The organism is Paenibacillus sp. sgz302164, assembly GCF_056120505.1.
On sequence record NZ_JBVYOL010000020.1, the window covers coordinates 1 to 24,256 of the forward strand.

A 24,256-nucleotide genomic window follows, 5' to 3' on the forward strand; every position below is an offset into this window, starting at 1 on the left:
ACGTGTTACTCACCCGTCCGCCGCTATCCCCGAAGGGACCGCTCGACTTGCATGTATTAGGCACGCCGCCAGCGTTCGTCCTGAGCCAGGATCAAACTCTCCAAAGTACCCCAAAAAGTGAAGCGAACCTCCGTAGAGAATTCCGATTACTTTTCGGGGGCCCCATACTAGATGGGTGTTACCTTTATTGAAAGCTGAATAGCTCAATTTCAAAGCTGACGAGATTTTGCAATCTCTTGTTTTGGTTGATTGCTCAACCTTGCTTCTTCACTCGTTGTTCAGTTTTCAAAGAACAATTTCTTTCGTTTGCTGCCGTGTTACCGGAGCAGCGAGTAGTAATATACCATGTCTAAATTTCTTTTGCAAGTACTTTTTTAAAAATTCTTTTTCGATCCATCCATGAAGAAAATCAACATATTCAGACCTTGTGTAGAACTTCATAAGTGCTTGCAATGCCTGTCCGTTTGGGGCAGGAGTTATAATATAGCACACATCGTTATAATTATGCAAATTCAAAATTTTGCCTATTTTATGAATCGCTTTAAACGATTTTTTTGTTTCGCTTATAAGCTCGCGCAAATATACGATTGGACGGAATATGCCCGGCGGACTGCGCCCCACGCGATTTAACGAATGGGCGGTCGGCAAACCAGGAAGGAAAAAACTTGCGAAAGTACAGGTCTTTCCTGCGGTGAGGTTCATTTTGGCGAAAAGCCTGCGAAAGTGCCGGAATTTTCAGCGAAAATAAGCCTGAATCCACGTACATAACGAAAAAACTGCACAATTGCAGGAATTCTTCATGTCCAGCGTATCAAGGACGCAAATTCATGTATTTTTGCAGGTTTTCTTCGTGCCGCACCGCCGGGCGGATTGTGGCTATCGGCTCCGGCGTGGGGATTTTTCAACAACCTGAGGCCTTTTTTTGCAAAAGGCGCTCTTTCATTCCCTCTACTTTAGTTTAAAATATCAAAATTTATAAACCGTTGCTTCTCCAGCTTGCTTTTCTCCGCGGCCGTTAGCACGGTAACGAAAACTCCCTGATCGATTTGAACCGAAGCATATTGGTACCCCGTATCGCTGATCATGTTATTTATTTCGACAAGCACACTCGTATCGATAAAATCGTTCAGAAACAAGGGATGTATCGTCCGCTTCTTTCCGGCCAACGTAAAACTGACTGTCAGCGGCCCCTCTTCGGAATCCCAAGACTCCACGATATTTGTGGGCTGAAAGGCGCCGCGGGAGATTTCACTCCATTGCCGCAGCGTCCGCACGTAGCTATCGCTGCCTTTTGCAACATCTGCCTCCGTATCCTCTAACCATACGCGATCCTTGTCCTGCATAAGAACGTAGAGATCCGCAAATTCGGCATCATACGCCTTGAAATCAAACGGATTCCAGTCATCGCTGACGAAACCTTTATACAATTTCAGAAATTTATCATCGAACTGCTGGCCTGTAAGATCCTTATCCTTTTGAAAAAATCCAGCTTCCCTATAATAGTGAGCCGCATCAAGCAAACGTTCTTGCGGAGTGAAAGAACCGAATTTCTCTTGTCTCTGCTCGAACGCCGGCTTTAGCTCCCGGAATGTTTGGATAATGTGCTGGTATTCTTTTTCAGCCTCGGAATGATCAGAGTCTCCCGACACCAGCACGATTCGATAGAAGGCGTATTGGCCTTTTATCAAAGTCTGAACAACGTTCAATGTAAGACCTTCGCTCGTCGCATAGGAATAGGAGAATTGAACGGTCTCTTTTCCGTTGGCATTCAACATTTTATCAGTGCTGAAATCCGCATTCAGGTAGGATAAAGAATCTTTTATCGCATCCTCATATTGTTGAAGCGTTTTTATGGATGACGTTTCCGGGAAATCGGACGCCAGCATAATTCGGTTGCCGCCGTTAGCCAAATAAGCCTGAGCGCCCTCGAAAGGCGCCTTCTGGTCGAGCCATTTGCCGCTTACCGTTATTTGAGCGCTTCCGTCCCGGCCGACTACGCTTCTCTCGGGCATAAGATGGATGGTGTTCGTCCTGCTTGCCCAAGTAACCCCATAGCCGGACGATTCCCCTACAAAACGAATAGGCACAAAAACGCTGCCGTCCATACGTTTCGAGGCAACCTCAAGCTCTGTTGTTTTGCCGTTTGCAGCAGCTTCCTTATGATTGACCTGCAAGGAAATTCGTATGCTTTCTTTTTCTGCCTGAACGGTTTGCGTTTCTTCATTCCAATGCACGGTAAAACCAAGCTTTTCAAAAAGCGGACGAAACTGCACAAGAGTCGTTCCATCCTCAACGACCGGCGCGCGCTCAAACAAAACCCTATCCCCATTGACCATAACGGCAATTCCCGGGTTACTGCCTGCCTCGGAAAATTTCCCGTTCACGGAGATCCCCGACTGTTTGAACAGTTGAATCAACGAACGGGATTTCCCACTCAGCTTCTCTTCGTCTACATAAAGATTGCGGAGCGAATTCATGGACGCCGCGGCCGATATATCTGTGACAGGATTGTCCGCGATATTGAGCCATTTAATCGGCAATTTGGACAAAGCCGAAATATCCTCGATTTGATTACTATCTGCCAGCAGGTCCGTTAACGAGGTTAATCGGTAGAGGCAGCTGACATCTTTGATATGATTGCCGCTGATTAAAAGCTTTTCCAGGTTGCCTAAGCCCGCAAGGGAGCAAACATTTTCAATCTTATTCCGCTCTAAAGCTACAAAGTCAAGCTGGTACAGCTCCCTAAGCGGACTGACGTCCGAAATTTCCTGGCCGGGCAAAAACAATTCCTTCAAATTGTAGGCCATTTCCAGGCCTTTCAGGCTTTTAATTTTCTCCTCCCCTTGCGGATACAAGGAGGTCAACTTCCGCATCTCGGAAAAGTCAAGTACTTGATCGGCGTCAAGCTTAAGCTCCTCCCGGATCGCTTTTTCCAGCACTGGGTCCTCAATCTTGACTGCAGTCTGTTCCGCCGATGCCGGCAAGGCCGAGAAGACCGGCGCCGCCAAAAAGCAAACGGCCATGCATAATACCCGAATTTTCAATGAACGCTCACCTCTTCACTTTAATGAATTTGTCGTTGTATGTATCGTGCGGTTCGTACCATCCCACTCTACCTGCGCGCGCCCAGAGCCTCGCTGATAAAACGCAAAGGAACAAATATGGAACCTGGATAAATGAAGTTAACCATGTTAATTATAGATACGGACTCGCCGGATGTAAATTATACTTTACAAGAAAACCCGCACTATCGCCCTGAAACCTCTCTGCCGGCGGCTCAACAGCAGCTCTTCAACAAATAAAAGCGCATGCGCGAGGTATTCATCCAGGCACATGCACTTTTTAGGCAAACGGTAATTCCTATGGCTGAAAATAATAGAAAAAATTCAAACCGCCGCATTCCGACGAACCGGCGCTGCCGGCATGAGCATGAATGCGCAAATTGTGCGCGGCGTCATCTTCGATGCTGACGAACCTTTCCGACAAATGAGCCAAGTGCAACAAGGCTTCGCAATCCGCGTCAACGATCATCGTTTTCGCATAGGTCTCGGTATGAAGCGTTTTATAGGGCTTCTCCTGGTCAAACTGCGCTGGCTCCGGTTGTATGCTCATGCCGGCTTTTTCCACAGATCCGAGGGAATCGATGGCTTTCCTGATTTCTTTTGGCCGGATGCGCAGGTGGCGGGAATCGAATAAAACAAGCTCAAGATCGAACTCGCCGACACGATACGAGCCTTTAATCTCATCGGCAGTCCTTGCAGGCGTTCTTTCATTAAACCGCGGCCCCGGCACATAGAACATCACATGAGGCTCTTTAGTTTGAGCTGCAATCAAAAACAAGTCTCTCATAAAAGCGAACCCTTCGCCATTGGCAAGCAGGCTGCGCGAGTCGATGACCGGTTCTCCGAACCACAGCTGGCTCGGCGTTTGAAGAGGTTCCAACACTGTTACATTTTGCTTGTCGATCTGCAAGTGATAGGCTAAAAAGTTCATACCGGCGCTCCAAGGCCCTCTCCTATATAATTTCCATTCAAAATGCTACTCAAATCGTACCACAAAACAGTGCCGTTGAACGAGAATTTTTTTAATGTGGTTAATATTTCGGCAGCATACCCTATCGGCTCAGCGATTCAAAACTTGCAGCGTTGCCTGCCCGAGATCGCCAAGCCGCCACAGCGCAATTTTGTGGTAGCCTGCACGCCGCGAAATATCGATCCACTGGGATAAAGTGACGGAGTCGGCATACCAAACCGTGTGCTTCACGCTGTGATCGTGAACTCACCTACCCCTTGAGCCAGCGCAACTGCATAGCAATGAGCAAAAAGCCTTCAAATGTGAACTCCCCCCCTAGGGCCGGCGCATCTGCATAGCAACGAGCAAAAAGCCTGCAAAAGTGCAGGTTTTTGCTCGTTGATACGCTGGCCACGAAAAATTCCTGCAATTGTGCAGGCTTTTTGCGGCGAACTGGGGCTCAGACCCATTTTCAGCGAAAATTCCTGCACAATCGCAGGCTTTTTGCCAAAACGGGCCGCAAACAGAGAAAAAGCCTGCACTTTTGCAGGCTTTTCGGGTTGGCTTGGGCCATGAGTCTGCCAGATAAACTCAGCAGAAGGTATGTGTATGCGATATGGCGGATGTTATGCAACGTGAGCGGCATATTTGCAGCCATGATTCAGTGGGGATGCACAAATGCAACTCCGCCCGCCAGACCCCAAGAGCTGGTCGCACCCTACATGACAACACTGAAAATGAGCCCCCCTCCGACTGCCCAACACACGCTGTAGACCCGATTTTTTCCATTCAGTGGGGTCTACTAGCGCCCGCGGCTGTCATGAGGGTTTTCGCGGGGTTTAAGCCGCCAAACTGCGCGGCTCCGCCCGGCTCTTGCTCATACAGATGATTCCGCGCTTCCTCCCGCCGCAGCCATACGTGCCACTGCCCGTTCGATGTTGGCCAGGGCACCTTCAAGCACTGCTTTCGGAAAAGCGATGTTCATGCGCAAAAAGCCTTCGCCAGCGCCGAATACGGCTCCGTCCCGCAATCCGACTTTCGCTTCGCGTTCGAAAAAGGCAACCAGCTCCCCCGTCGGCACGTTCAACTTCCTCGCGTCCAGCCACATCAAATACGTAGCTTCCGGCTTGATCAGCTCAAGCTGGGGGATGCGTTCCGCCAAGTACGAAGACAGCAGCTTTACGTTGCCTTCAATATAGGGAACCAATTGGTCGACGTAATATCCGCCTTGGCGATAAGCCGTCTCAAGCCCCAGCACGCCAAAAACGGGCCGATCCAACGCCTTGTTGTTGATCAGACTGATGCGGTACGCTTCACGCACCCGCTCGTTAGGTATAATAACCGCCGCCGCACGCAGCCCTGCAAGATTGAAGGTTTTGCTCGGATTGATGCATACGAGGCAGTTGTCCGCAATTTGCCCGGAAATGGCCGGCAGCGGAATATGCTTGTAAGACGCATATACCAGATCGGAATGAACTTCGTCCGAGACGACGAAGACGTGATGCCGGACGCACAAGTCCGCGATCCGCTCCAGTTCCTCCCGGGTCCACACTCTCCCGACGGGGTTGTGGGGATGGCACAGAAGCATCAGCTTCGCTCGCGGATGGCTGAGCTGTTTTTCCAAATCGTCGAAGTCGATCTCATACCTGCCCTGCTTCAATTGCAGCTGATTGACCGCCTTCACCCTGCCGCTGTTCTCGATCAAGCTGTGAAAATTATGATAGACAGGCGTCTGGATGACCACTCTGTCGCCTGGATGGGTAAACGTTTGAATCGCGTAAAGCAGCGATGTGCCTACGGAAGGCGCATACTCGACCCATTCCTGCTGTATAAGCCAGGAGAACCGGCTCTCCATCCAATGCTTGACCGCGTCCTGAAAGCTGCCGCTCTCGGCCACGTAGCCGAACGAGCCTTGCAGAGCCCTCGCCGCAAGCGCTTCTGTAATCGGCCGGGCCGTTCGAAAATCCGTTTCCGCCAAATGCATAGGCAGCACGTCGTCCGGGTATAGAGCGTACATTTGAGAATCGGTGCCCCTGCGGTCGATCCGCTCGTCGAAATTGTGCTCAAGCTGCACGGTTCTATCCCCTTCCATCCTTCTCCCCCCGCTGCACCGACGCCAAAAACTTGCGCGTCCGTTCCTGCTTCGGCTGTCCGAACAGGCTTTGCGGGTCTCCCTCTTCCACAATCAATCCGTCCGACATGAAAATGATCCTGTCCGCGATGTCTCTGGCAAAAGCCATTTCATGAGTGACGATGATCAGCGTAGTCTTGTGATCGACAATCGACCGGATGGCCTGCAGCACTTCGCCGACCAGTTCGGGGTCCAGCGCCGAGGTCGGCTCGTCCAGCAGCATGACGGAAGGCTTGACCGCCAAAGCTCTGGCGATCGCGACGCGCTGCTGCTGGCCGCCGGACAACGTCGACGGATAGCTGTCGGCTTTGTGCCCGAGGCCGACGCGTTCCAGCAGCTGCCTGCCGATCGCTTCGGCCTCCGGCCGGCTCATTTTTTTGACGATAAGGAGAGACTCCGTCACATTTTGCAGCGCGGTTTTGTTTTTGAACAAATTATAGTGCTGAAAAACCATCGCCGACTTCTGCCGCAAAGCCGAGGCGTCCGACTTCTTAATACGGCCGCAATCGACGGCGATTTGATCGATTTGAATAACGCCCTTCTCCGGCGTTTCCAGCAAATTCAGGCAGCGCAGCAAAGTCGATTTGCCCGAGCCCGAAGGTCCGATGATGGCCACGACTTCTCCTTGAGCGATCTCAAGATCGATATTTTTCAGCACCGGCAGCTCGCCAAAGCTTTTGCTTAATCCGTTAATTTTTAGCATAACCGAACTCCTATCGATAAGGTCTGTCCAGCACTTTCTCCAGTCTGCCCTGCAGCATCGTCAGCAAAATCGTAACTCCCCAATAAATAAGCGCGACAGCGATATAGCTTTCAAGGAATCTGAAGGAATTGCTGGCCATAATTTTCGTTTGCGCGAAAATATCGGAGACGCCTACCGTAAAGGCCAGGGACGATTCCTTGATCAGCATGATCAAATAGTTGCTCATCCCCGGAACGGCGATTCTGATCGTTTGCGGCAGCACAACTCTGCGCAGCCCCTGCCAGCGGGTCATTCCGACCGACAGGCAGGCCTCCATCTGGCCCGGATCGACCGAGTTCATCGCTCCTCTGAATTCCTCGGCCAAACTCGCGGCATTTTTAAAGCTCAACGCAATAATGGTCGCCGTGACCGCATTAATAATGCTGATTTCGGGAAAAATTTGCGGGATACCGAAATAAAAAATAAACAGCGTAACCAGCGTAGGAACCGATCGGAAAAAGGAAATGTAAATATTGGCCAGCGGCGTCAAAACTTTAACGTTATTTCTAATGATGACTGCCAGCACCAAGCCGAGGATCGATGCAAAAAGCATCGATGCAATGGCCAGCAGCAGCGTCATGGGCAAATACTTCAGCAGCTCCGGGACGGCCTTGAACAGAAATTCAAGATCGAAACTCATCGTCAGTGCGCCTTACTGATATCTTGCTTCAACCATTTATTGGATATTTCGCTTAATGTTCCGTCCTTGGCCAACTCGTCCAACGCCTTGTTAAACGCTTCCTTCTGCGTATTGCCTTTGTCGTTTTTCGGGAAAGGGAACGCTTCCTCGTACGTGTATACAGGGTCTCCGGCAAGCTTGAGCGGCAGCCCGGAATTATCAATCAAAAGCTGCGCGCCGGCGCGGTCCATAATATAGGCGTCGAGGCGGCCGAGAGCAACGTCTTTCATAATCGCGCTCGGGTCTTCATAGGTAACGATGTTCAGCTCTTTGTTCGGATCGTTCTCTCTCAGGTACGTTTCTTTGCTCGTTCCGACATTGACGCCGATTTTTTTGCCTTTCAGGTCTTTGAGCGACTGGATGGAATTGTCTTCCTTGCGGACTATAAGCTGGGCACCGGAGTAGATATACGTTTGCGAGAACGAATATTTGTCCTTGCGTTTGGCATTCGCTTCCACCTGGTTGGCGATCGTGTCGATTTTGCCGGAATCCAGCATGCCGAACAAACCGGTCATGTCTGCCGTCGTCCACGTTACTTTGGTATAACCGAGCTTTTTGGCAATAGCTTCCGTCACAGCGATATCATATCCTTCCAGCACGTTGGAACTGTTTTTGATAGAAAAGCCGATGCTCACCCCGTAGGTGCCGACCCGCAGTTCCTTCTCTTCCGTTTTGCCGGCGGCATTTCCGGAATCCGCCGGTTTTCCGCAGGCGCTAAGCAGTAACAGCATGGCCGTGCAAACTACAAGTATTCCCCTTTTTGACTTCAACATCTCTTCATCACCCTTCGTCCCATAGATCGATCTACTAAAAGCGAAAAAAATTTTCGAGCTGTTTCCGGGCTCATGATGCCCTCCTGGATGCCGATTCCCCCTTCATCCAAAAGCTGAAATATCATTTCCTATTAGTTTTATTGGAATTGATAATAGCAAGTTCAAATTTTAAAGTCAACAACATAATTTCATAGGGCGCATTCCTCAATGCGCACCCATGAAATTTGTGGAAGAATCGCGGACGACAAGCCGCGGCGGCACGATGATGCGCACCGCATCATGTTCCCCTTCTCCCGCTAATCTTTGGTGCAGCAGCTCGGCGGCTTCCACTCCCCATTGCTCCAATCCGATCGCAACGGATGTGAGCCCGGGATTGGAGGTCGCGGCCTCCTTGATGTCGTCAAAGCCGACCAGAGCCAAGTCTTTTCCAGCGGCGAGCCCGATCGACTGCAGCCCCGCTATCGCCCCCAATGCGACGATATCGTTATGGCACAAGGCGGCTGTCGGCGGCCTGTCGCCCCGCATCATTTCAATAACGGCGGTCATGCCGCCCTCCCTCGTTGGAATGCTCGGAACAACGAGCGATTGTTCAAACTGAATGCCGCATTCCGCGAGTGCGTCGAGATAGCCTTCCAGCCGCTCTTCGTAGGCCGAAGTGTTCGGCACCCCTCCGATAAATGCGATTCTGCGGTGTCCCTGGTCCGCCAAATGGCGAACCGCCTGCTTCGTTCCCAGCCTGAAATCGGTGCCGATGTAGTCGGCAGGCGCGCCGGTAATTTCCCGGCCAATCAGCACGCAGGGCACCTTCAATTTCTCCAGCCGCGTAAATATGTCCATCGAAGTGTCGGCTACCGGCGCCATAATAATCCCACACACCCGATGCTCCAGCATCGTTTCCAGCACGCGCTGCTGCTTGCTTTCCGATTCGACCGTCATTCCCAGCAGCATCGTGTAGCCCTTCTCGTCCAAGTTGTCCTCGACGCTCGCCAGCAGCTCCGAGAAAAACGGGTTTCCGATGTTTGTGATGATTACGCCTACCGTAGAAGAACGTCTTGAACGAAAACTGGCGGCAACCCGATCGTATACATAGCCGAGCTTGTTCATCGATGCGTATACTTTTTTCTTCGTTTTGTCGGGGATTGTGCTACTGCCCCGGATGACCAGAGATGCAGTAGAACGAGACACGCCGGCATCCCTGGCTACATCTTCAAGTGTAATACGCTTTTGAAAATCCTCCCCCACTGTTCGCACACCTCCGTCTAAAAAGTATAGTACATTACTGTGTATTTTGAAAATGTTTTCATTGAATCATTTGCCCGTCCACGTTATTGTTGACACGATTGTTTGGCTGTATTTATAATATAACCTAAACTAGATCGATCCAGTAAGGTGGTTCATAATGAACAATAAACCAAGTATTGAATTCAGAAAAGAAGGTTATGTAGGCATTATCCGCTTCGACAACCCTCCTCTGAATTTGGGAACGAACGGCGGCCTTCATTATTTGGAGGAAATTTTTGCGAATATCGAAGCCGACCGGGAGCTGCGCGTCGTCATCCTATGCGCCGCAGGCAAAGTATTTTCGGCGGGATCGGATATGAAAGAAATCGGCGAGCATCTGAATGCAGGCACTTACGTCAGCGCCAAAATGGAAGCGGAAATCCGGCTGCGCACCCGTCTCTCCATGCTCCCTATCCCGACGATAGCGGCTTTGGACGGCTCCGCTTACGGCGGGGGCTTCGACTGGGCGCTCAGCTGCGACATGCGCGTCGCAGCGCCGCATATCGTGCTCAGCCTGCCCGAAGTCAACATCGGCTCTTTTCCCGGCAGCGGGAGCGCCTACCGGTTAACCCGCCTGATCGGGGCGGGCAGAGCGCTGGAGCTCATGCTGTTCGCGAAGCAAATGACGGCGCAGGAAGCTCTGGAGCTCGGCGTCGTCAATGCGATTGCGCAGGAAGGAACGGCTTACGAGCTCGCCCTGGCATGGGCGGAAGAGATCGCCGCCAAATCCGCCACAGCGACCCGGGCCGTCAAAGCGGCGGTCAGCGGCATTTTCAGCCCCAGCCAGCCATGGATGGACCAGCTGCAAATGGATATTTCCCAGATCGTATCTGAAAGCGCGGATTTTCGGGAAGGCATGCAAGCTTTTTTTGAAAAGCGGCCTCCCCGCTTTGAAGGGCCGCCGCCAATAACTTCCACGAAGGAGAATAACTAGCCGTGAACGCAATCTCTCACAAAAGAACGGGCCCCGTTCCAGTGCTTAGCCCGGAAGAAGCGGTTCAGCTTATTCCCGACGGGGCGACCGTTGCCATCAGCGGGGCCGGAGGCGGAATCGTCGACCCCACCCATATCATCGAAGCGCTGGCCAACCGCTATCGCCAGGAGCAAAAGCCGAGCGGCCTGACGTTCCTGCATACGACCGGACTCGGAGACCGGGCCGACCGCGGGATGAGTCCGCTGGCCATTCCAGGCCTGTGCGCCAGAGCCATCGGCGGGCACTGGGGACAGTCACCGCGGATGTCCGAACTGGCCGAGTCCAACCAAATCGAGGCTTATTGCTTTCCGCAAGGCGTCATTGCGCAGTTGTTTCGCGCTACCGCTGCCGGGCATCCGGGCATTTTGTCCCATGTCGGGCTCGGATCTTTCGTCGATCCCCGCCAGCAGGGCGGCAAGCTGAACGAGCGGACTACCGAGGATTTGGTCCGCCTGATGGAGCTTGACGGCAAGGAATGGCTGTTCTACCCGTCCATTCGCCCGAATGTCGCCATCATCCGGGGGACGACTTCGGACACCGACGGCTACATCAGCATGGAGGACGAACCTGCGTTCCTCGATGTGCTGAGCATCGCGCAAGCTACCAAAAACAGCGGCGGAATCGTCATCGTGCAGGTGCAGCGAATGGTGCAAGCCCGCTCGATTCACCCCAAATCCATAAAAATCCCGGGCTTTCTCGTTGACGCCGTCGTGGTCGTCCCCGATCAGCAGCAAACGTACGAAACGGCCTCCAACCGCTTTATGAGCGGCGATCTTATCGCCGTGCCGGACGACATCAAGCCGCTTCCGCTCACCGAGCGAAAAGTGATTGCCCGGCGCGCCCTGATGGAAGCATCTCCAGGCGATGTGGCCAATCTGGGCGTCGGCATTTCGGACGGCGTCGGTTTCGTTGCCGCGGAGGAAGGAATCAGCGATCAGCTGACCTTTACCGTAGAGCTCGGCCCGATCGGCGGAACGCCGGCCAAAGGCATTATTTTCGGCGCGACGATCAGTCCCCGGGCGGTTATCGACCAGCCCTACCAATTCGACTTTTACGATGGCGGCGGACTCGATACAAGTTTCCTGAGCTTTGCCGAAATCGACCAGGCGGGCAACGTGAACGTTCATAAGTTTAACGGCAAAATCATGGGCGTAGGCGGTTTTATCGATATCGCGCAAAATTCCAAAAAAGTCGTTTTCAGCGGCACCTTTACGGCCGGAGGGCTCAAAACTTCCATGGTTGACGGCAAGCTGAACATCGATCAGGAAGGCCGGTTCCGTAAAATCGTACCGCAATTATCGGATATATCTTTTAACGGCTCCGAAGCCGCAAAAATCGGCAAAGAGGTTGTGTATATTACGGAGCGCGCCGTTTTCAGGCTGACCCCGCAAGGTCTCATGCTCTGCGAAATTGCGCCCGGAATCGAGCTGGAACGCGACATTTTGTCCCATCTGGCATTTAAACCGCTCATTTCCCCCGATCTCAAGCAGATGGACGCCAGGCTGTTCGCGCCTTCGCTTATGCATCTGAAAGCCGATTGGGGCACCGCATAACGATAGATCATTTGGAAAAACACCCTGATTCCCAGGGTGTTTTTGTTTTGTTTTGATCTCCCCTGCGTAGCTTTACAACGATTTTATGGCCGCCTGCGCGGCAGGCATCCATTTTGCGGCGGCGGCTGGCGCTTATGTTTTTGCCGCTAAGAATAGCCCCTTTCTCCGGGTGGATTGGTATATAGATTTGCAGGTATGAAGCGCCTGGGACTACATGGCACACAATTTGGATGTCGAATGATGCAGGTATTTATTGTAATATGTAGAATACGATTTTAATGCAACTCTAGAACCATGATCAGGGTTCTGCCAACAGAGTACGATGCATAATACGTTTTACGGGGAGAGTTGAAAGATGAAAGTAGTTTTAACGAAGAAAGTCTTGGTAAGCATGATAGGAGCAACATTGACTTTGGGCATTGCAGCAGGCGCATATGCCGATTCCGCTTTGAAGCAAGTTACAGCTTATCAAAATGCTAATCTGCAAGTTAAGGTGAACGGCAAACAAATCGACCAGTCAAGTGAAGACGGGACTATGTACCCATTGGTTTATGACGGGCACAGCTATGTATCCGCCAAAGGTCTTGCGGAAGCGATGGGCGGTAAAGTGTCCTATGACGAAGCGACGAAAACCGTTCATGTATCAACAAACGGATACGTGCCTCCGGCCTCCGGGGAGCCGACTAAAGACAATACTTCTTCGTCGGGGAAAAGTTCATCCGGTGCAAGTTCCAACACTAGTACTCAATCCGGAAATTATACGACCAAATTGCCTGCCGATTATTCTGCAGACGCTACTGTTGGTGCGATGAAACCTCTCGCGTTGGATCTGCTCAAAAAGTATGCTGCGGCGTTGAAATCGGGGGATACATCCGAGCTGGAAAGTTTCTATAACAAAACGGTTTGGTACGATAAAGATAACGGAATTACTGATTCTCACAATTACAAAGAAAAGATGGTCAAAGATATCAAAGCACTCCGAGATGCCAATGATGCTGACACCATCGCTAAATGGGCCAGTGAAATTCAAAATTCCTCAATATCGGATTTAGAAATTTTTTATAACGAGAAGCTGGATAATATCGGTGTTTTTCAATTTAATTTAAAAGTTTCCGGATTTTCTGCATATAGTCACCCGTTTATTTCCTTGGACTTCCAAAAACCTTTTCATGATGAAACGGTGTATAAACTGGGATCTATGCGTGTAGCATTGTAACCATGGCAGGACAAAATCGAAAATAGGCCACCTGCCCAAGGGGAACGCCATGTAATGGGCCGTTCCCCTTACAGGCTATGGCTTGGTAATTATAAAAGCCAGCCACCACTTAATACCAAACATTTTTTCGATACCTGCAAAAGTATCAGGGTAGGCTCTACCAACTTAAACAGGTCTTATCAACGATATACTCCGCGTTTGTGAGTACGTGCTTCCAATACCTTCTCTCGGATTGAGATCCGTTGCTCTTCATTAACTGCTATAATTCTCTCCTGTCTTCGCAAATGATACGAGATTCGTTTCAGAAGAATACGCAAACCCTCTGTATGGGAATGCCCTTTAAATAATATCCACCGAAACGTATATCCTACTAAGAGAGTCACGACAAGAACAAGGGCTGCAACTTTGGCAAGATCAATAGCTATCCAAAATCCACTTGATAATTGAATATCTGCTTGATGTTTCTGCAGTTCCCAGTTATTGCGGAACTGGTTATAGTTATCGAGGATTGAAAAGGACAACAATCCAAAAAGAGATAGTGGATAAGAAAGCTTCCATTGTGCGCGTGTATTGTCCACTTCCACTTCTTCAGCTATAATATCAATTTCTTCAGATATATCGATATTTTCTTTAATTAGAAATTCCATCAAGTTATGATAGCGTAGATCCTGCAGCCATTCAAAAAAATTATAAGATTCGATCCCATAGCGTTTTTTCCGTATTTCTCCCCAAATCATGCTTGTAATTAGAATCACTAGACCAGCTAGCATAATGAAGGCAAAATTGGCGTTTTGAGTTTTATCCAGGCTCTGTAACATGGCAGCTGACACCATGATTCCACCCCCACTAGAAAATGCAAGCATAGGAATTCGAATATACCTGAATTGGGATTTATCTTTGAGTCCGAGTAAAGCCAGCCCTGATAAAAATAACATCGCCCCGATAAAATTAATACTGACAAGCCAAACAGATAAATGATAGAAATTACTTGCAATATTTAAACCCAATAAGATAAGCAGCCCTACTATGACCATCATCACTTCGCGCCAGCTTGGATTAAATATCAGCTTTCGTGCAGTCAATTCGTACTTATAGTATTGAACTATTTTTTGTTTATTATCCATTATTATCCATCCTCTGTCGCCAATTACGATCTCATTTTGGGTTTCATAATTCGACATAATTTTCGCACTATATTGGGTAAAACTATATCCGCATAAGCGATTCCTTTGCGAATGGTGCGAAGCTTCATGCCGGAATTCGGGTTTTTCTTAATGAGAAAAGAAAACTGCGGATTGCTGGACTTAATAGCCATTTGTGCCTTTCCTTTGAAAGTCGACCGTTCTGTTTTAATCCTTATACGGATCAAATTCATCCGCTCCCGCCATGCAGACGCCGATCGGCTTCAGAACGTGCATAACCTCGATTGTTTCGGCATGAGCATCCAGCACTTCTTGGAGCTTCCTGTACACAAACGGGCTCTCGTCCGTACCGGCGCCGCGGAGCTCGACGCCAAAGCTGCGAACGGCATCCAGCATTTGCGCCGTGGAGATTTGTCCGCCGCTGCGGGCGCGGGTTCTCCAGTTCATTTTGCCAGCCGCTTGCGTCCGGCTCATAATGCGGCCCGCTCCATGAACGGTGCTGTAGTAAGCATCGCGGTTCTCCGCAGTATCCTTGCCTTTTACGATCACAGAGATGTCCCCCATGCTCCCGCCGATAAAGCCAAGCTGCCCCGGCGCGGACGGCGTCGCTCCCTTGCGGACCACAACCGCTTCCTTCCCGTTATGCGTCTCTTTCCAGGCAAAATTATGATGATTGTGGACTTCAAAATCCGCTTCCGTCCCCAGCATCGACAGCACTTCTTGAATGACATAATCGCGTCCGGCATATGCGTACCGCCCGGCGAGCTTCATCGCGCGGTAATACATATCGCCGAGTTCGCTGCTTAAATCGAGCAGCACGGGAGGCTGATCCATCTTTTCGCCGGGGGCGCTGTCCAAAAATCCTCTGCCGGCCGCCAGGTTGATGAAACCGCTGGCCGTTTTATGCCCGAAGCCGCGGCTGCCAAAATGGTTGCCGATCCAAACCCGGCCCGTTTCCGGTTCTACGAACAAGTCGACAAAATGGTTACCGCTGCCGACGGTGCCGAGCTGGCTCCGGGCCAGAGTTTTCAGCTTGTCGTGCTCCTGCTTCCCGACCGCCGCGTAAACCGCCCAGTCCGGGTCATCGAACAGGTCGTGATCGACCTTTTCATTATTGACGCGGCCTATGCCGAACGAGATTTTGCGCGCTATTTCGTCCATGACGGCTGCCAGCCTGGGCAGCACATCTTCCACAGTCAGCTTCGTCCTCACCGCTTTGTTCCCGCATGCGATATCGTACCCTACGCCGGAAGGGGAAATCTGCCCGTCATACACGACGACACCGCCGATCGGCTGGCTGTATCCTTTGTGATGATCGGCCATAAGCAGCGCTTGGACGACATTCCCGGTCTTTGCGCACGTTTTGGCTTGGTCTAGCGCACCTTCGTCGGGTTTCCCCCAGACAAGTACGCCGTCTATATTTTGATATGCCATAAAACTCAACTCCTATAATAAATGACTGCAGCTCCAGCTTATATGTTTCTTGCTTCCCGCAGCTTTTGAATACGTTCCCGCACCGACTCGTTCGGTTCGATTTCCGCCAGTCGCATCAGCGCCTCGACAAGCTCATTTCCCCATGAAGCAAGCTCCCAGGCTTCCAACGCTTTAAGCGCCATATTCCGGTTACGGGTCACCGGACTGTTCAAACCTGCAGCAATCAATTCTCTTCCGAACCCGGCATGCCTGTCCAAACTTTGCAAAATGCTGTCGAGGCACGAATGCGCCGCATACTCCTTGCCAAATCCCATTTCATCTTCGGGGCCTGTGGCGATTTGCCGCAGCGGCAGCCGGATTTCGGCGAACTGAACGAGCCGGCGGATTCTATCCGGATTTTCCGATTTCATCAGCTCCAAATAGTGCGCATCCTGAATCGGATTGTCCGCAAGCTGCGAGAAGAGCAGCTCCCATATATCGATGCCCAGTTTCGCAGCGCAAATCACGCCATAGTGACGGCCGAAAGAATCGCCGGATGCGACCGCATCCAGAACCATGCCGCTCCATCTGGCCTGAGCGATAATCGTTCGGCAAGCCTCCGCCTGCTCGCTTCTCAACTGCTCTGTCCGACCGTTTGCTCTTCGCCGCTCCCACGCAGAATCGGCTTCCGTCAAAAATTCAAGAATACTCAAAACCGCCGACAACTGCTTCAAGGTGCCGCACATGGTTCCGGCCAACCTCAAATAATCGGACATCGCCTGCGGCGCGTCATCATAATCATCGATGTTTTCAGCCGGGCCTCCGTATATCAGCGCTTGAATGATATCAGTCGCGCCTTCAAATAAATCGCGATCTACCGTGCTCGATGAGAGAGCTTCGCGCAAGTTCCCGTTGCGGGCACAAATGCAAGCTAAATATTCGTTCATCACGCTATTCTGACAGCCTTTGCGCACTAACCAGTCCCGAATCTCCCGGGTGCTCGGCTCCAGCCTCTCGACGATCTGAATTTTCCCCCAGCCGTTAACGCTTTTCGCCAGATCAAAAAGAACGTTGTTGCTGTCCTCCATCCCGTTTCGAATAGCGACTGCAGCATAAAGGGTAAATTCGTCATGCTTGCCGAGAGTGAGAAGCAGCTCCTTCTCCTGTTCAATTGCAAAAAGACCGAGCAGTGCGATGCCAAGCTTGACCGGATTGCGGTGTGCCGCGTTTTCCGCCAGCCATTTGGCCTCTATATACAGTTCATCGGGCCGGACGCCCGGATGCTTGCGCACCCCGTCCAACACATCGTCGATCATACTTCCTATATCCGCACCGATGAGCTTGGAATAAACAGCCTTTCGCCCGCTATGCCCAGGCTTTCGGGTCTGTTTGGCCAGCAAATGAACCAGTTCTTGCACCTCTTGGGTCTTGCTGCTTGGAACGGAGTGATGCCCCATCGCCCCATCCAAAGCGCCGGCTGCCCAGCGAAGTTGGCCCCCTGCCCAAAATTGCTCGTCGTCAGGCAAAGAACCGCCGACAACCTGCCCATGTTCGCAGACTTGCGCTTGAATGTAAGCGTAGATAGAGATCTTATCCGCCCAAGGCGCTTCCTTCGCTTTATTAAAAAAGATTAACATATTCATCACCTTAATCCCATATTTCCTTTAATACCGCCCGGAACAATTCGTCCAGCCGATGATCCTGATCGCCGGCAGAAGCAGGCATGCCGGATGCGGCCCGTTCGTAATAAGCTATTCTTTCCTCCAAAAATTCATTGATCGGATGGATTCTTGGCTCATAGTCCAATTCGTCGCCCGCTATTTTACGAGCCAGCAAATCCAGGATCACCGCCCTTAGCTCGCTGCCTTCGGGCACCAAATCGTCAACCAGCGTTTGGAACCGGGTGGGCGGCATCGTGTTGTGCTTTTCCATCCATTCGCATGCCAGAACCGGGCGCAGCACGTAAAAATATTTTTTGATTTTGACCTGCTCGCCCTGCAAATATTCCCGAAAGTTCCCTTTCGCCATATGCAGATAATGATGCATGCAGGATTTTGGCGAAAAAGTCAGCGGAGAGATGCCCCGGATTTGCTCGGCGACCGAGCTGTGCTCCATATAGACGATCGGGGATTGCAGCCACTCCAGCAGCGGCGGGTTCGATTTGCGAAACAGATTCAAAGCTTTTTTCAGGTCCCAACCGTTTACATCGAGCATATCGCTGATCGGCCTCTCGATGACGTCCCGCTTCTCGAAAATGGACAAATACCATTCCACCGGCCTGATATATAAAAATCTTACGTCATAGTCGCTATCCTGCGACGGGAACCCCCATGCCCGGCTGCCTGACTCGCAAGCGTATAAAATCCGGACGTTTTCTTCCCTTTCGATCCGCTTCAACTGTTCCACAATTTGCCTCCGATACTCAGGCATACGGTGCACCCTCCCTTATCCGTTTTATCCGGGCTTTCACCGTTCGGTGCCGGCCTCCTGAACTATCTTCGCCGATTTTCGTACAATCGAACATGGCAAAAGTATTACGACGGCAGAAAGATTTCCATTTCGCCCCAATCCAACCCCTGTTACAATAGAGAAAGGCACGTTGATTGAACGGAGGATTATAGTGGCCAAGGAAAGCTTCGATAAAGAGATCCAATTTCTGCGCATGCTCGTGCTGACAAGCGGCGCGTACAGCAGACAGCAATTCGCTGAACGGCTGGGCATTTCCGTACATACCTTCGACAAAACGCTCCGGCGGCTCAAAGAAATCGTGAACACCATATATAGGCAGCTGCCGCAGGAGCAGGGCAAAGAATTTGCCGAATCGATCCGCTTCAGCTACTACGAGTCGACCGATCCGATGCTGTTGTTCCTGTTTCGCGCCAAATCCTTGAAGGAATCCGAATCTCACAGAGTCTCGCTGCTCCTGGCGGCTTTGAACGAACAAGCGCTGACGACTATGGAGCTTATGGACATTTGCTGCAGCGGTTTAAGTTCCGATCTCCCCCTCCCTGATGAAAAGACGATCCGGTCGGATCTCAAATATTTGGAAGAGGTCGGCGTGATCAAAAGGGAGCCCGGGGCCCGCCCCTACCGGTACCGGCTTCAAAACGACCTGATCCGGGAATTGTCGGATGAGGAGCTTTTTGATCTGTACGATTTTGTGGACGTTATGGCGAACACGCAGGTGCCTTCCGTGCAAGGCTATTTGCTGCGCGACGGGTTGAAGAAACAATTTATGCGCAATCAAGCGGAAAAGCATGCTATCGAGCCATTTTTATATAAGTATCACTATTACTCGCGGATTTTGGATGAAGCGCATCTGTTCACGCTCCTGAGCGCCATCCGCGGCCGCCGCAAAGTCCGATTTTTGTATTTCTCGCCCAAAGCCGATAAAAGCTACGCCTCCAAGAACACCAACCCTCTGTTCGAGCGCGAAACGGAAGGCAAAATGGAAACGACGCTTCCGCTGAAGGTCGTCTACGATCATCAGTACGGACGGTGGTATTTGCTCGCGAGCGGCAGAGAGGGAGTTCGGAAATACCGTATGGAGGGCATGACTCAGATCGAAGAAGATGAAGTTGTCGCAGAGGATTTGTTCAAGGAGAAGACAACCGATTTGGAGGCAAAAATCAAGTACAGCTGGCTGATCGATACCGGACGGCCGGTGACGGTGCGCGCCCGATTTTACAATCCGGACAGCCTGGAGCCCAATTTCATTAAAGAGCGCGTCCTGCTGCAAGGACAATGGGGGCAAATCGTGTACGAGGATGAACATTCTTTTATATTTGAAATTACCGTTAACGGAACTACTGAAATTAAGCCATGGCTGCGAAGCTTCGGGTCAAGCTGCGAAATTTTGGAGCCGGTCCGGTTCCGCCGGGAAATGATTGCCGAATGGAAGGAGATTCAAGAGTACTATGAATCTTTTTGAAAAAATCTTCAACTACCAGATCATCTCCCGGCTGGAGGATTCCGGTACGTTCATGGTCACCTCGCACGAAAGGGCTTGGCTGAAAACGATGCTGGAGCATCCCGCTGCGGCCGAGGCTTTCACTGCCGGAACCTTGGAAAAGCTGCGCTCCCTGCTTGAAGCCGACCTCGTCATGGATACCTCGGAGCACCTGATCGAAAAAGCGAGAAGCATGGAGAAACAGGTCTACCACCCGCTCCTCCGCACTTTGCGCCGCTATATGACGAATAAGTGCGGGATTCGAATTACTTACTCGATCAAGGGCGGGCGAGTGAATTCGGACCATTCGGGGCTGCCGTACAAATTGGAATACTCCATGGTCAAAAGAGAATGGTACCTGCTGTGGTACCACCTCCGGCACCATGCATTAATGAGCACAAGGCTAACGAACATTGTCTCCGTCTCGGCAGAGCCTGTCGAGCAGGCGGAAGCAGACGCCATCTTCGCCAAAATCAGCCGGACGCTCGACTCGCGCAAAGCCGAAGCCGTCATCGGAGTGGTCCGCGAATACAACAGAGAATTGTCGCGCATCCTTTATGCCTTCTCCTGCTTCGAAAAGGATGTCGAGTACGACGCCGGGAACGACGTTTATCAAGTCAGGATATGCTTGCTCGAAGACGAATACGAATATTTGCTCTCCAAAATCCGTTTCCTCGGCAAGCGGGTCCGGGTTATCCAAGGCGATTATCTGAAAAAGCGGATGCTGGAATCGTCAACAAAAGCGCTGGAGCGGTATGGTGTTATGCAATCCGAAGAAGAGGAGCTTTCTTCGTAAAAATTACAGCAGCGGGGCCGCGGGCCCGCTTCTTTTGTCATTCGCACCGCTTTTAATCTACTCTGGCTCCAAAGGATTTTAAAAAGATAACCGCTTGAATACTATCCATTCGCACCCCCTTCAAATTAAGGCTCTTTAAATCAACCCCATCTAGGTTAGCGCCTCTCAGGTCCGCTCCTTGCAGCTTGGCTTTGGCCAATGACACTCTGGTCAAGTCGCAATTTCTTAAATCGGCCTTTTCCAAATTTGCATCCGCAAAATCGGTCTCAAAGAAGCGAACTCCCCTTAAATCTTGTTTGCTTAGCGCCACATGCCTTAAATTGGTGTAAGACCAGTCCCCTCCTTGAATCGTAATCCCATCCAACTGGGCGCCTGCAAAGTCGGAACCTGTCATTTTGCAAGACGTGAATTTAGATACGAAAAGATTTGCTCCGGTAAAATGACAGTTTTCGAAAGCTGTCTCCGTATGTACAGAGCCGTTTAAGGCGGCTCCGCGGAAAATGCATTCGACGAAACGGCAGTTGCTTGTAGTCACTTCTTCCATTGAGGCATTCATAAACGTACATTTTTTGAATGTACAGTGTACTAACTCGCCGTATCGTAAATCTCGCCCGTCAAATTGCACCTCATCATAGGACTGATTCTTGTATTGGTACATACTTAATCCTCCTGCCAACAAACATTTCAGCCGTTCGTACGGCTACTTCTTTTTTGTTACGGCTTTTTTCTTGGATGGCTTTGCTTTCTTATCAATGGCTTGTCGCTCGGCTAGTATGGAAGCTGCTCGCTCCGCCTCTTCTCTGAGCAGCTTTTCCCGATGTTGTTTTTCCGCTTCGAGCTGTTCCTGCTTCCGCTTATATTCCGAGAAAACAAAGTCCTGAATGACGGGGTTGTTCATTCGCAGGTATTGCTCGAAGACGTCCGGATATACAAACGTTTTTTGCCCGATTGTGTCCGTAAATACGACCATTACCCGCTCGTCATCCTTGTTCACTACCCGCCCGGCGCCAAATTTAATATGAGTAACTTCGTGATCAATCAGATTCATTCGTTTGCTTCCCCTTCAGCTCATTTCGCAAATAGTGCCCGGTATAGCTTATCTCGCATTCCGCCACTTCCTCCGGAGTACCGGAGCAGACCAGGTGACCTCCATTTATGCCGCCCTCGGGTCCCAGATCAATGATATAATCGGCGTTTTTTATCACATCCAAGTTGTGCTCAATTATAACAACCGTATTTCCGCTGTCAACCAAGTCATGCAAAATGTGAACCAATTGATGCACATCCGCAACGTGCAAGCCCGTTGTCGGTTCATCCATCACGTATAGAGTCGAGCCCGTAGCCGGTTTAAGCAGTTCCGCTGCAAGCTTCACCCGCTGCGCTTCGCCGCCTGAAAGCGTCGTTGAGGCCTGCCCGAGCTGAACATAACCTAGCCCTACCTTGCAAAGCGCCTCTATTCTTCTGCGGATTTTAGGAATACTTCCAAAAAACGCAACAGCTTCGTCTGCAGTCATCGCTAACACATCTGCAATGCTTTTGCCCTTATAGTGAATTTCCAGCGTTTCACGGCCATAACGTTTCCCTTTGCAAACATCACAGGGGACAAAGACATCGGGAAGAAAATGCATTTCTATTTTCATAAGACCATCGCCGGAACAAGCCTCACAGCGGCCGCCCGGAACGTTAAACGAAAATCTTTTCGCATCGTATCCGCGAATTTTCGCTTCATTTGTCTGCGCGTAGAGTGACCGGATCAGGTCAAAAAGACCCGTGTAGGTAGCCGGATTGGAACGGGGCGTGCGCCCGATCGGGCTTTGGTCGATATAAATAATTTTGTCGAGAGAAACCACTCCCTCTATTTGCTTATGTTTGCCTGCGCGAGTATGGGCCCGGTTAAGCTCCGCAGCAAGCTTTTTGTACAATATTTCATTGATTAAGCTGGACTTTCCGGAGCCCGAAACGCCGGTAACACAGGTCAGTGTGCCAAGAGGGATCGAAACGTCGATTCCCTTCAAATTATTTTCCGCCGCGCCGATGATGGTCAGGGATTTTCCGCTGCCCATGCGCCGCATTTGGGGCACCGCAATTTGTTTCTTGCCGGAAATATATTGACCGGTTATGGAGTTTGGTTCGTTTATAAGGTTGTCAAGCGTTCCTTGCGCAACAACTTGTCCGCCATGTTTTCCCGCTCTCGGCCCTATATCTACAATCCAATCCGCTTGCCGGATCGTATCTTCGTCATGTTCAACAATAATGAGCGTGTTCCCCTTATCGCACAAGTCCCTTAACGCGGACAAGAGGAGCGCATTGTCCCGCTGATGAAGTCCAATAGAAGGTTCGTCCAAAACATACAGCACTCCGGTCAAGCCCGAGCCAATTTGCGTAGCTAGCCGAATGCGCTGATTTTCACCGCCGGAAAGCGTGCCTGAAGCTCTGGAAAGCGTTAAATACTCCAGACCGACGTTTTTCATGAACATAAGCCGGGAGCGAATTTCTGCAAGGATTGAATCCGCGATTGCCGCTTTCGCTCCGGGCAGCCTCAGATTTGCTATAAAATCGATCGCGTCGTTAACGGATAATTTGCAGAAATCGGCAATGTTTATACCACCGACCTTTACAGCCAGGAGCATAGGGGCCAGGCGGTCGCCATGACAATCGGGGCACGGCGGTGCAGAGAGGTCATCCTCAACCTCCTTCTGCATGTTGGAAAACTGCTCATACGAGCCCGCTTTGAAATGAAATCCGAGTCCGTAGCAAGTCTGGCAGGCCCCGTATTGGTTATTGAACGAAAACATTCGCGGCGATAACTCGGGAAGCGATTGACCGCATCGCGAACAGCTGTAGCTTTGAGAAAAGCAAGTTTCTTTTTGACTCTCGTATTGATATATAGTTACGACATCGCCGGATAACGAAAACGCTGATTCCAGGGAATCGACCAGACGCTGCGCATCCTCCGCCCGAACCATGAGCCGGTCTACGACGATTTCAATCGTATGCATTTTGTTTTTATGAAGTTGAATATCTTCATTCAAGGAATAGAAAGTGCCGTCCACTCGAACACGCGCATATCCGTTCAGCTTGGCCTGCTCAAGTACCTTAAGGTGCTCGCCTTTTTCGCCCCGGATTACCGGCGCCAATACCGCAAATTTGGTTCCTTGCGGCAGCTTGTAAATATGATCGACGATTTCATCGATAGATTGCCGGCTAATTTCTTCCTTGCAATCGGGGCAATACGGAGTGCCTGTCCTAGCCCACAGCAGACGCAAGTAATCGTAAATTTCTGTCACCGTACCGACAGTGGAACGGGGATTTTTCGAGGTTGTTTTTTGTTCAATCGCGATAGCGGGCGAAAGCCCTTCAATAGAATCAACGTCCGGTGTTTGGACTTGCCCCAAAAATTGGCGGGCATATGCGGATAGTGATTCCACGTAGCGTTTTTGACCCTCGGCATAAAGCGTATCGAACGCCAGACTGGACTTCCCCGAACCGCTCACTCCGGTGAATACAACGACTTGATCGCGCGGAATTTTAATACTGATGTTTTTTAAATTATTTTCCCTTGCGCCGCTAACATGTATGAAGCTGTGCATAAGGTGA

General features: G+C 50.7%; 21 protein-coding genes, 1 rRNA gene and 1 pseudogene. 5 read left to right on the plus strand and 18 right to left on the minus strand.

Annotation, left to right across the window (positions count from 1 at the left end; translation table 11 throughout):
* From AC0LWT_RS27685 to AC0LWT_RS27730, 10 genes are all read right to left on the minus strand, one after another.
* Positions 1–107, minus strand: a 16S ribosomal RNA gene (locus AC0LWT_RS27685); the annotation flags it as partial.
* A gap of 178 nt (positions 108–285) precedes the next feature.
* The gene (locus AC0LWT_RS27690; protein WP_474684522.1) at positions 286–702 is read right to left on the minus strand and encodes a hypothetical protein; all 417 of its coding nucleotides are present in this window, start codon (positions 700–702) and stop codon (positions 286–288) included.
* 251 nt (positions 703–953) lie between these two features.
* Positions 954–3,044 carry a stalk domain-containing protein gene (locus AC0LWT_RS27695; RefSeq protein WP_474684523.1) on the minus strand — a complete coding sequence of 697 codons (2,091 nt, stop codon included), beginning with the start codon at positions 3,042–3,044 and terminating at the stop codon, positions 954–956.
* Positions 3,045–3,360: 316 nt separating this feature from the next.
* Positions 3,361–3,993 (minus strand): hypothetical protein, encoded by a 633-nt coding sequence (locus tag AC0LWT_RS27700; RefSeq protein ID WP_474684524.1) that lies wholly within the window; start codon positions 3,991–3,993, stop codon positions 3,361–3,363.
* A gap of 129 nt (positions 3,994–4,122) precedes the next feature.
* Positions 4,123–4,263, minus strand: a complete 141-nt coding sequence (locus AC0LWT_RS27705; RefSeq protein WP_474684525.1) for a hypothetical protein — start codon at positions 4,261–4,263, stop codon at positions 4,123–4,125.
* A 625-nt stretch (positions 4,264–4,888) separates the two neighbouring features.
* The gene (locus tag AC0LWT_RS27710) at positions 4,889–6,103 is read right to left on the minus strand and encodes a MalY/PatB family protein (protein WP_474684526.1); all 1,215 of its coding nucleotides are present in this window, start codon (positions 6,101–6,103) and stop codon (positions 4,889–4,891) included.
* Positions 6,090–6,845 (minus strand): amino acid ABC transporter ATP-binding protein, encoded by a 756-nt coding sequence (locus AC0LWT_RS27715; protein WP_474684527.1) that lies wholly within the window; start codon positions 6,843–6,845, stop codon positions 6,090–6,092. The genes AC0LWT_RS27710 and AC0LWT_RS27715 overlap by 14 nt, the downstream gene beginning before the upstream one ends.
* Positions 6,846–6,855: 10 nt before the next feature.
* Positions 6,856–7,524, minus strand: coding sequence for an amino acid ABC transporter permease (locus tag AC0LWT_RS27720; RefSeq protein ID WP_474684528.1), 669 nt, complete (start codon positions 7,522–7,524; stop codon positions 6,856–6,858).
* 2 nt (positions 7,525–7,526) lie between these two features.
* The gene (locus tag AC0LWT_RS27725; RefSeq protein WP_474684529.1) at positions 7,527–8,336 is read right to left on the minus strand and encodes a transporter substrate-binding domain-containing protein; all 810 of its coding nucleotides are present in this window, start codon (positions 8,334–8,336) and stop codon (positions 7,527–7,529) included.
* A 204-nt stretch (positions 8,337–8,540) separates the two neighbouring features.
* Positions 8,541–9,578 (minus strand): LacI family DNA-binding transcriptional regulator, encoded by a 1,038-nt coding sequence (locus tag AC0LWT_RS27730; protein WP_474684530.1) that lies wholly within the window; start codon positions 9,576–9,578, stop codon positions 8,541–8,543.
* Between the two features lie 157 nt (positions 9,579–9,735).
* Here AC0LWT_RS27730 and AC0LWT_RS27735 point away from each other — a divergent pair, with 157 nt between their 5' ends.
* The 3 genes from AC0LWT_RS27735 to AC0LWT_RS27745 all read left to right on the plus strand — a co-directional run bounded on the left by AC0LWT_RS27735 (position 9,736) and on the right by AC0LWT_RS27745 (position 13,359).
* Positions 9,736–10,551 (plus strand): enoyl-CoA hydratase/isomerase family protein, encoded by an 816-nt coding sequence (locus AC0LWT_RS27735; RefSeq protein WP_474684531.1) that lies wholly within the window; start codon positions 9,736–9,738, stop codon positions 10,549–10,551.
* 2 nt (positions 10,552–10,553) lie between these two features.
* A complete protein-coding gene (locus tag AC0LWT_RS27740) occupies positions 10,554–12,143 on the plus strand; it encodes an acyl CoA:acetate/3-ketoacid CoA transferase (RefSeq protein WP_474684532.1) in 1,590 nt (529 codons plus the stop codon).
* A gap of 355 nt (positions 12,144–12,498) precedes the next feature.
* Positions 12,499–13,359 carry a stalk domain-containing protein gene (locus tag AC0LWT_RS27745; protein ID WP_474684533.1) on the plus strand — a complete coding sequence of 287 codons (861 nt, stop codon included), beginning with the start codon at positions 12,499–12,501 and terminating at the stop codon, positions 13,357–13,359.
* Positions 13,360–13,538: 179 nt separating this feature from the next.
* Here the strand turns inward: AC0LWT_RS27745 and AC0LWT_RS27750 are convergent, their stop codons facing one another.
* The 5 genes and pseudogenes from AC0LWT_RS27750 to AC0LWT_RS27770 form a co-directional block, all read right to left on the minus strand.
* Complete coding sequence (locus AC0LWT_RS27750) at positions 13,539–14,483, minus strand: hypothetical protein (protein WP_474684534.1); 945 nt, start codon at positions 14,481–14,483, stop codon at positions 13,539–13,541.
* 92 nt (positions 14,484–14,575) lie between these two features.
* Positions 14,576–14,674 (minus strand): annotated as a pseudogene (locus AC0LWT_RS27755) (hypothetical protein); the annotation flags it as partial.
* A gap of 34 nt (positions 14,675–14,708) precedes the next feature.
* The gene (locus AC0LWT_RS27760; protein WP_474684535.1) at positions 14,709–15,935 is read right to left on the minus strand and encodes an RtcB family protein; all 1,227 of its coding nucleotides are present in this window, start codon (positions 15,933–15,935) and stop codon (positions 14,709–14,711) included.
* A gap of 38 nt (positions 15,936–15,973) precedes the next feature.
* Complete coding sequence (locus AC0LWT_RS27765) at positions 15,974–17,551, minus strand: limonene hydroxylase (protein ID WP_474684536.1); 1,578 nt, start codon at positions 17,549–17,551, stop codon at positions 15,974–15,976.
* Positions 17,552–17,561: 10 nt separating this feature from the next.
* The gene (locus AC0LWT_RS27770) at positions 17,562–18,344 is read right to left on the minus strand and encodes a nucleotidyltransferase domain-containing protein (protein ID WP_474684537.1); all 783 of its coding nucleotides are present in this window, start codon (positions 18,342–18,344) and stop codon (positions 17,562–17,564) included.
* A 190-nt stretch (positions 18,345–18,534) separates the two neighbouring features.
* On the opposite strand from AC0LWT_RS27770, the gene AC0LWT_RS27775 reads away from it, so the two are divergent.
* Positions 18,535–19,845 (plus strand): helix-turn-helix transcriptional regulator, encoded by a 1,311-nt coding sequence (locus AC0LWT_RS27775; protein ID WP_474684538.1) that lies wholly within the window; start codon positions 18,535–18,537, stop codon positions 19,843–19,845.
* Positions 19,832–20,659: a WYL domain-containing protein gene (locus AC0LWT_RS27780; protein WP_474684539.1), complete on the plus strand. Its 828-nt coding sequence runs from the start codon at positions 19,832–19,834 to the stop codon at positions 20,657–20,659. Before AC0LWT_RS27775 ends, AC0LWT_RS27780 begins: the two co-directional genes overlap by 14 nt.
* Positions 20,660–20,711: 52 nt before the next feature.
* On the opposite strand, the gene AC0LWT_RS27785 is transcribed toward AC0LWT_RS27780, so the two are convergent.
* The 3 genes from AC0LWT_RS27785 to uvrA are packed head-to-tail and all read right to left on the minus strand — an operon-like array spanning position 20,712 to position 24,249.
* Positions 20,712–21,317 (minus strand): pentapeptide repeat-containing protein, encoded by a 606-nt coding sequence (locus AC0LWT_RS27785; protein WP_474684540.1) that lies wholly within the window; start codon positions 21,315–21,317, stop codon positions 20,712–20,714.
* Positions 21,318–21,359: 42 nt separating this feature from the next.
* Positions 21,360–21,707, minus strand: a complete 348-nt coding sequence (locus AC0LWT_RS27790; protein ID WP_474684541.1) for a hypothetical protein — start codon at positions 21,705–21,707, stop codon at positions 21,360–21,362.
* Positions 21,694–24,249 carry an excinuclease ABC subunit UvrA gene (uvrA, locus tag AC0LWT_RS27795; RefSeq protein ID WP_474684542.1) on the minus strand — a complete coding sequence of 852 codons (2,556 nt, stop codon included), beginning with the start codon at positions 24,247–24,249 and terminating at the stop codon, positions 21,694–21,696. The genes AC0LWT_RS27790 and uvrA overlap by 14 nt, the downstream gene beginning before the upstream one ends.
* Positions 24,250–24,256: the final 7 nt, after the last annotated feature.

Bases quoted from the DNA above. Each gene is read 5' to 3' on its own strand.
- AC0LWT_RS27725 (WP_474684529.1), bottom strand. From the start codon at position 8,336: ATGTTGAAGTCAAAAAGGGGAATACTTGTAGTTTGCACGGCCATGCTG.
- AC0LWT_RS27715 (WP_474684527.1), bottom strand. From the start codon at position 6,845: ATGCTAAAAATTAACGGATTAAGCAAAAGCTTTGGCGAGCTGCCGGTG.
- AC0LWT_RS27790 (WP_474684541.1), bottom strand. From the start codon at position 21,707: ATGAATCTGATTGATCACGAAGTTACTCATATTAAATTTGGCGCCGGG.
- AC0LWT_RS27690 (WP_474684522.1), bottom strand. From the start codon at position 702: ATGAACCTCACCGCAGGAAAGACCTGTACTTTCGCAAGTTTTTTCCTT.
- AC0LWT_RS27770 (WP_474684537.1), bottom strand. From the start codon at position 18,344: ATGCCTGAGTATCGGAGGCAAATTGTGGAACAGTTGAAGCGGATCGAA.
- uvrA (WP_474684542.1), bottom strand. From the start codon at position 24,249: ATGCACAGCTTCATACATGTTAGCGGCGCAAGGGAAAATAATTTAAAA.
- AC0LWT_RS27780 (WP_474684539.1), top strand. From the start codon at position 19,832: ATGAATCTTTTTGAAAAAATCTTCAACTACCAGATCATCTCCCGGCTG.
- AC0LWT_RS27720 (WP_474684528.1), bottom strand. From the start codon at position 7,524: ATGAGTTTCGATCTTGAATTTCTGTTCAAGGCCGTCCCGGAGCTGCTG.
- AC0LWT_RS27700 (WP_474684524.1), bottom strand. From the start codon at position 3,993: ATGAACTTTTTAGCCTATCACTTGCAGATCGACAAGCAAAATGTAACA.
- AC0LWT_RS27760 (WP_474684535.1), bottom strand. From the start codon at position 15,935: ATGGCATATCAAAATATAGACGGCGTACTTGTCTGGGGGAAACCCGAC.
- AC0LWT_RS27785 (WP_474684540.1), bottom strand. From the start codon at position 21,317: ATGTACCAATACAAGAATCAGTCCTATGATGAGGTGCAATTTGACGGG.
- AC0LWT_RS27750 (WP_474684534.1), bottom strand. From the start codon at position 14,483: ATGGATAATAAACAAAAAATAGTTCAATACTATAAGTACGAATTGACT.
- AC0LWT_RS27745 (WP_474684533.1), top strand. From the start codon at position 12,499: ATGAAAGTAGTTTTAACGAAGAAAGTCTTGGTAAGCATGATAGGAGCA.
- AC0LWT_RS27765 (WP_474684536.1), bottom strand. From the start codon at position 17,551: ATGTTAATCTTTTTTAATAAAGCGAAGGAAGCGCCTTGGGCGGATAAG.
- AC0LWT_RS27735 (WP_474684531.1), top strand. From the start codon at position 9,736: ATGAACAATAAACCAAGTATTGAATTCAGAAAAGAAGGTTATGTAGGC.
- AC0LWT_RS27710 (WP_474684526.1), bottom strand. From the start codon at position 6,103: ATGGAAGGGGATAGAACCGTGCAGCTTGAGCACAATTTCGACGAGCGG.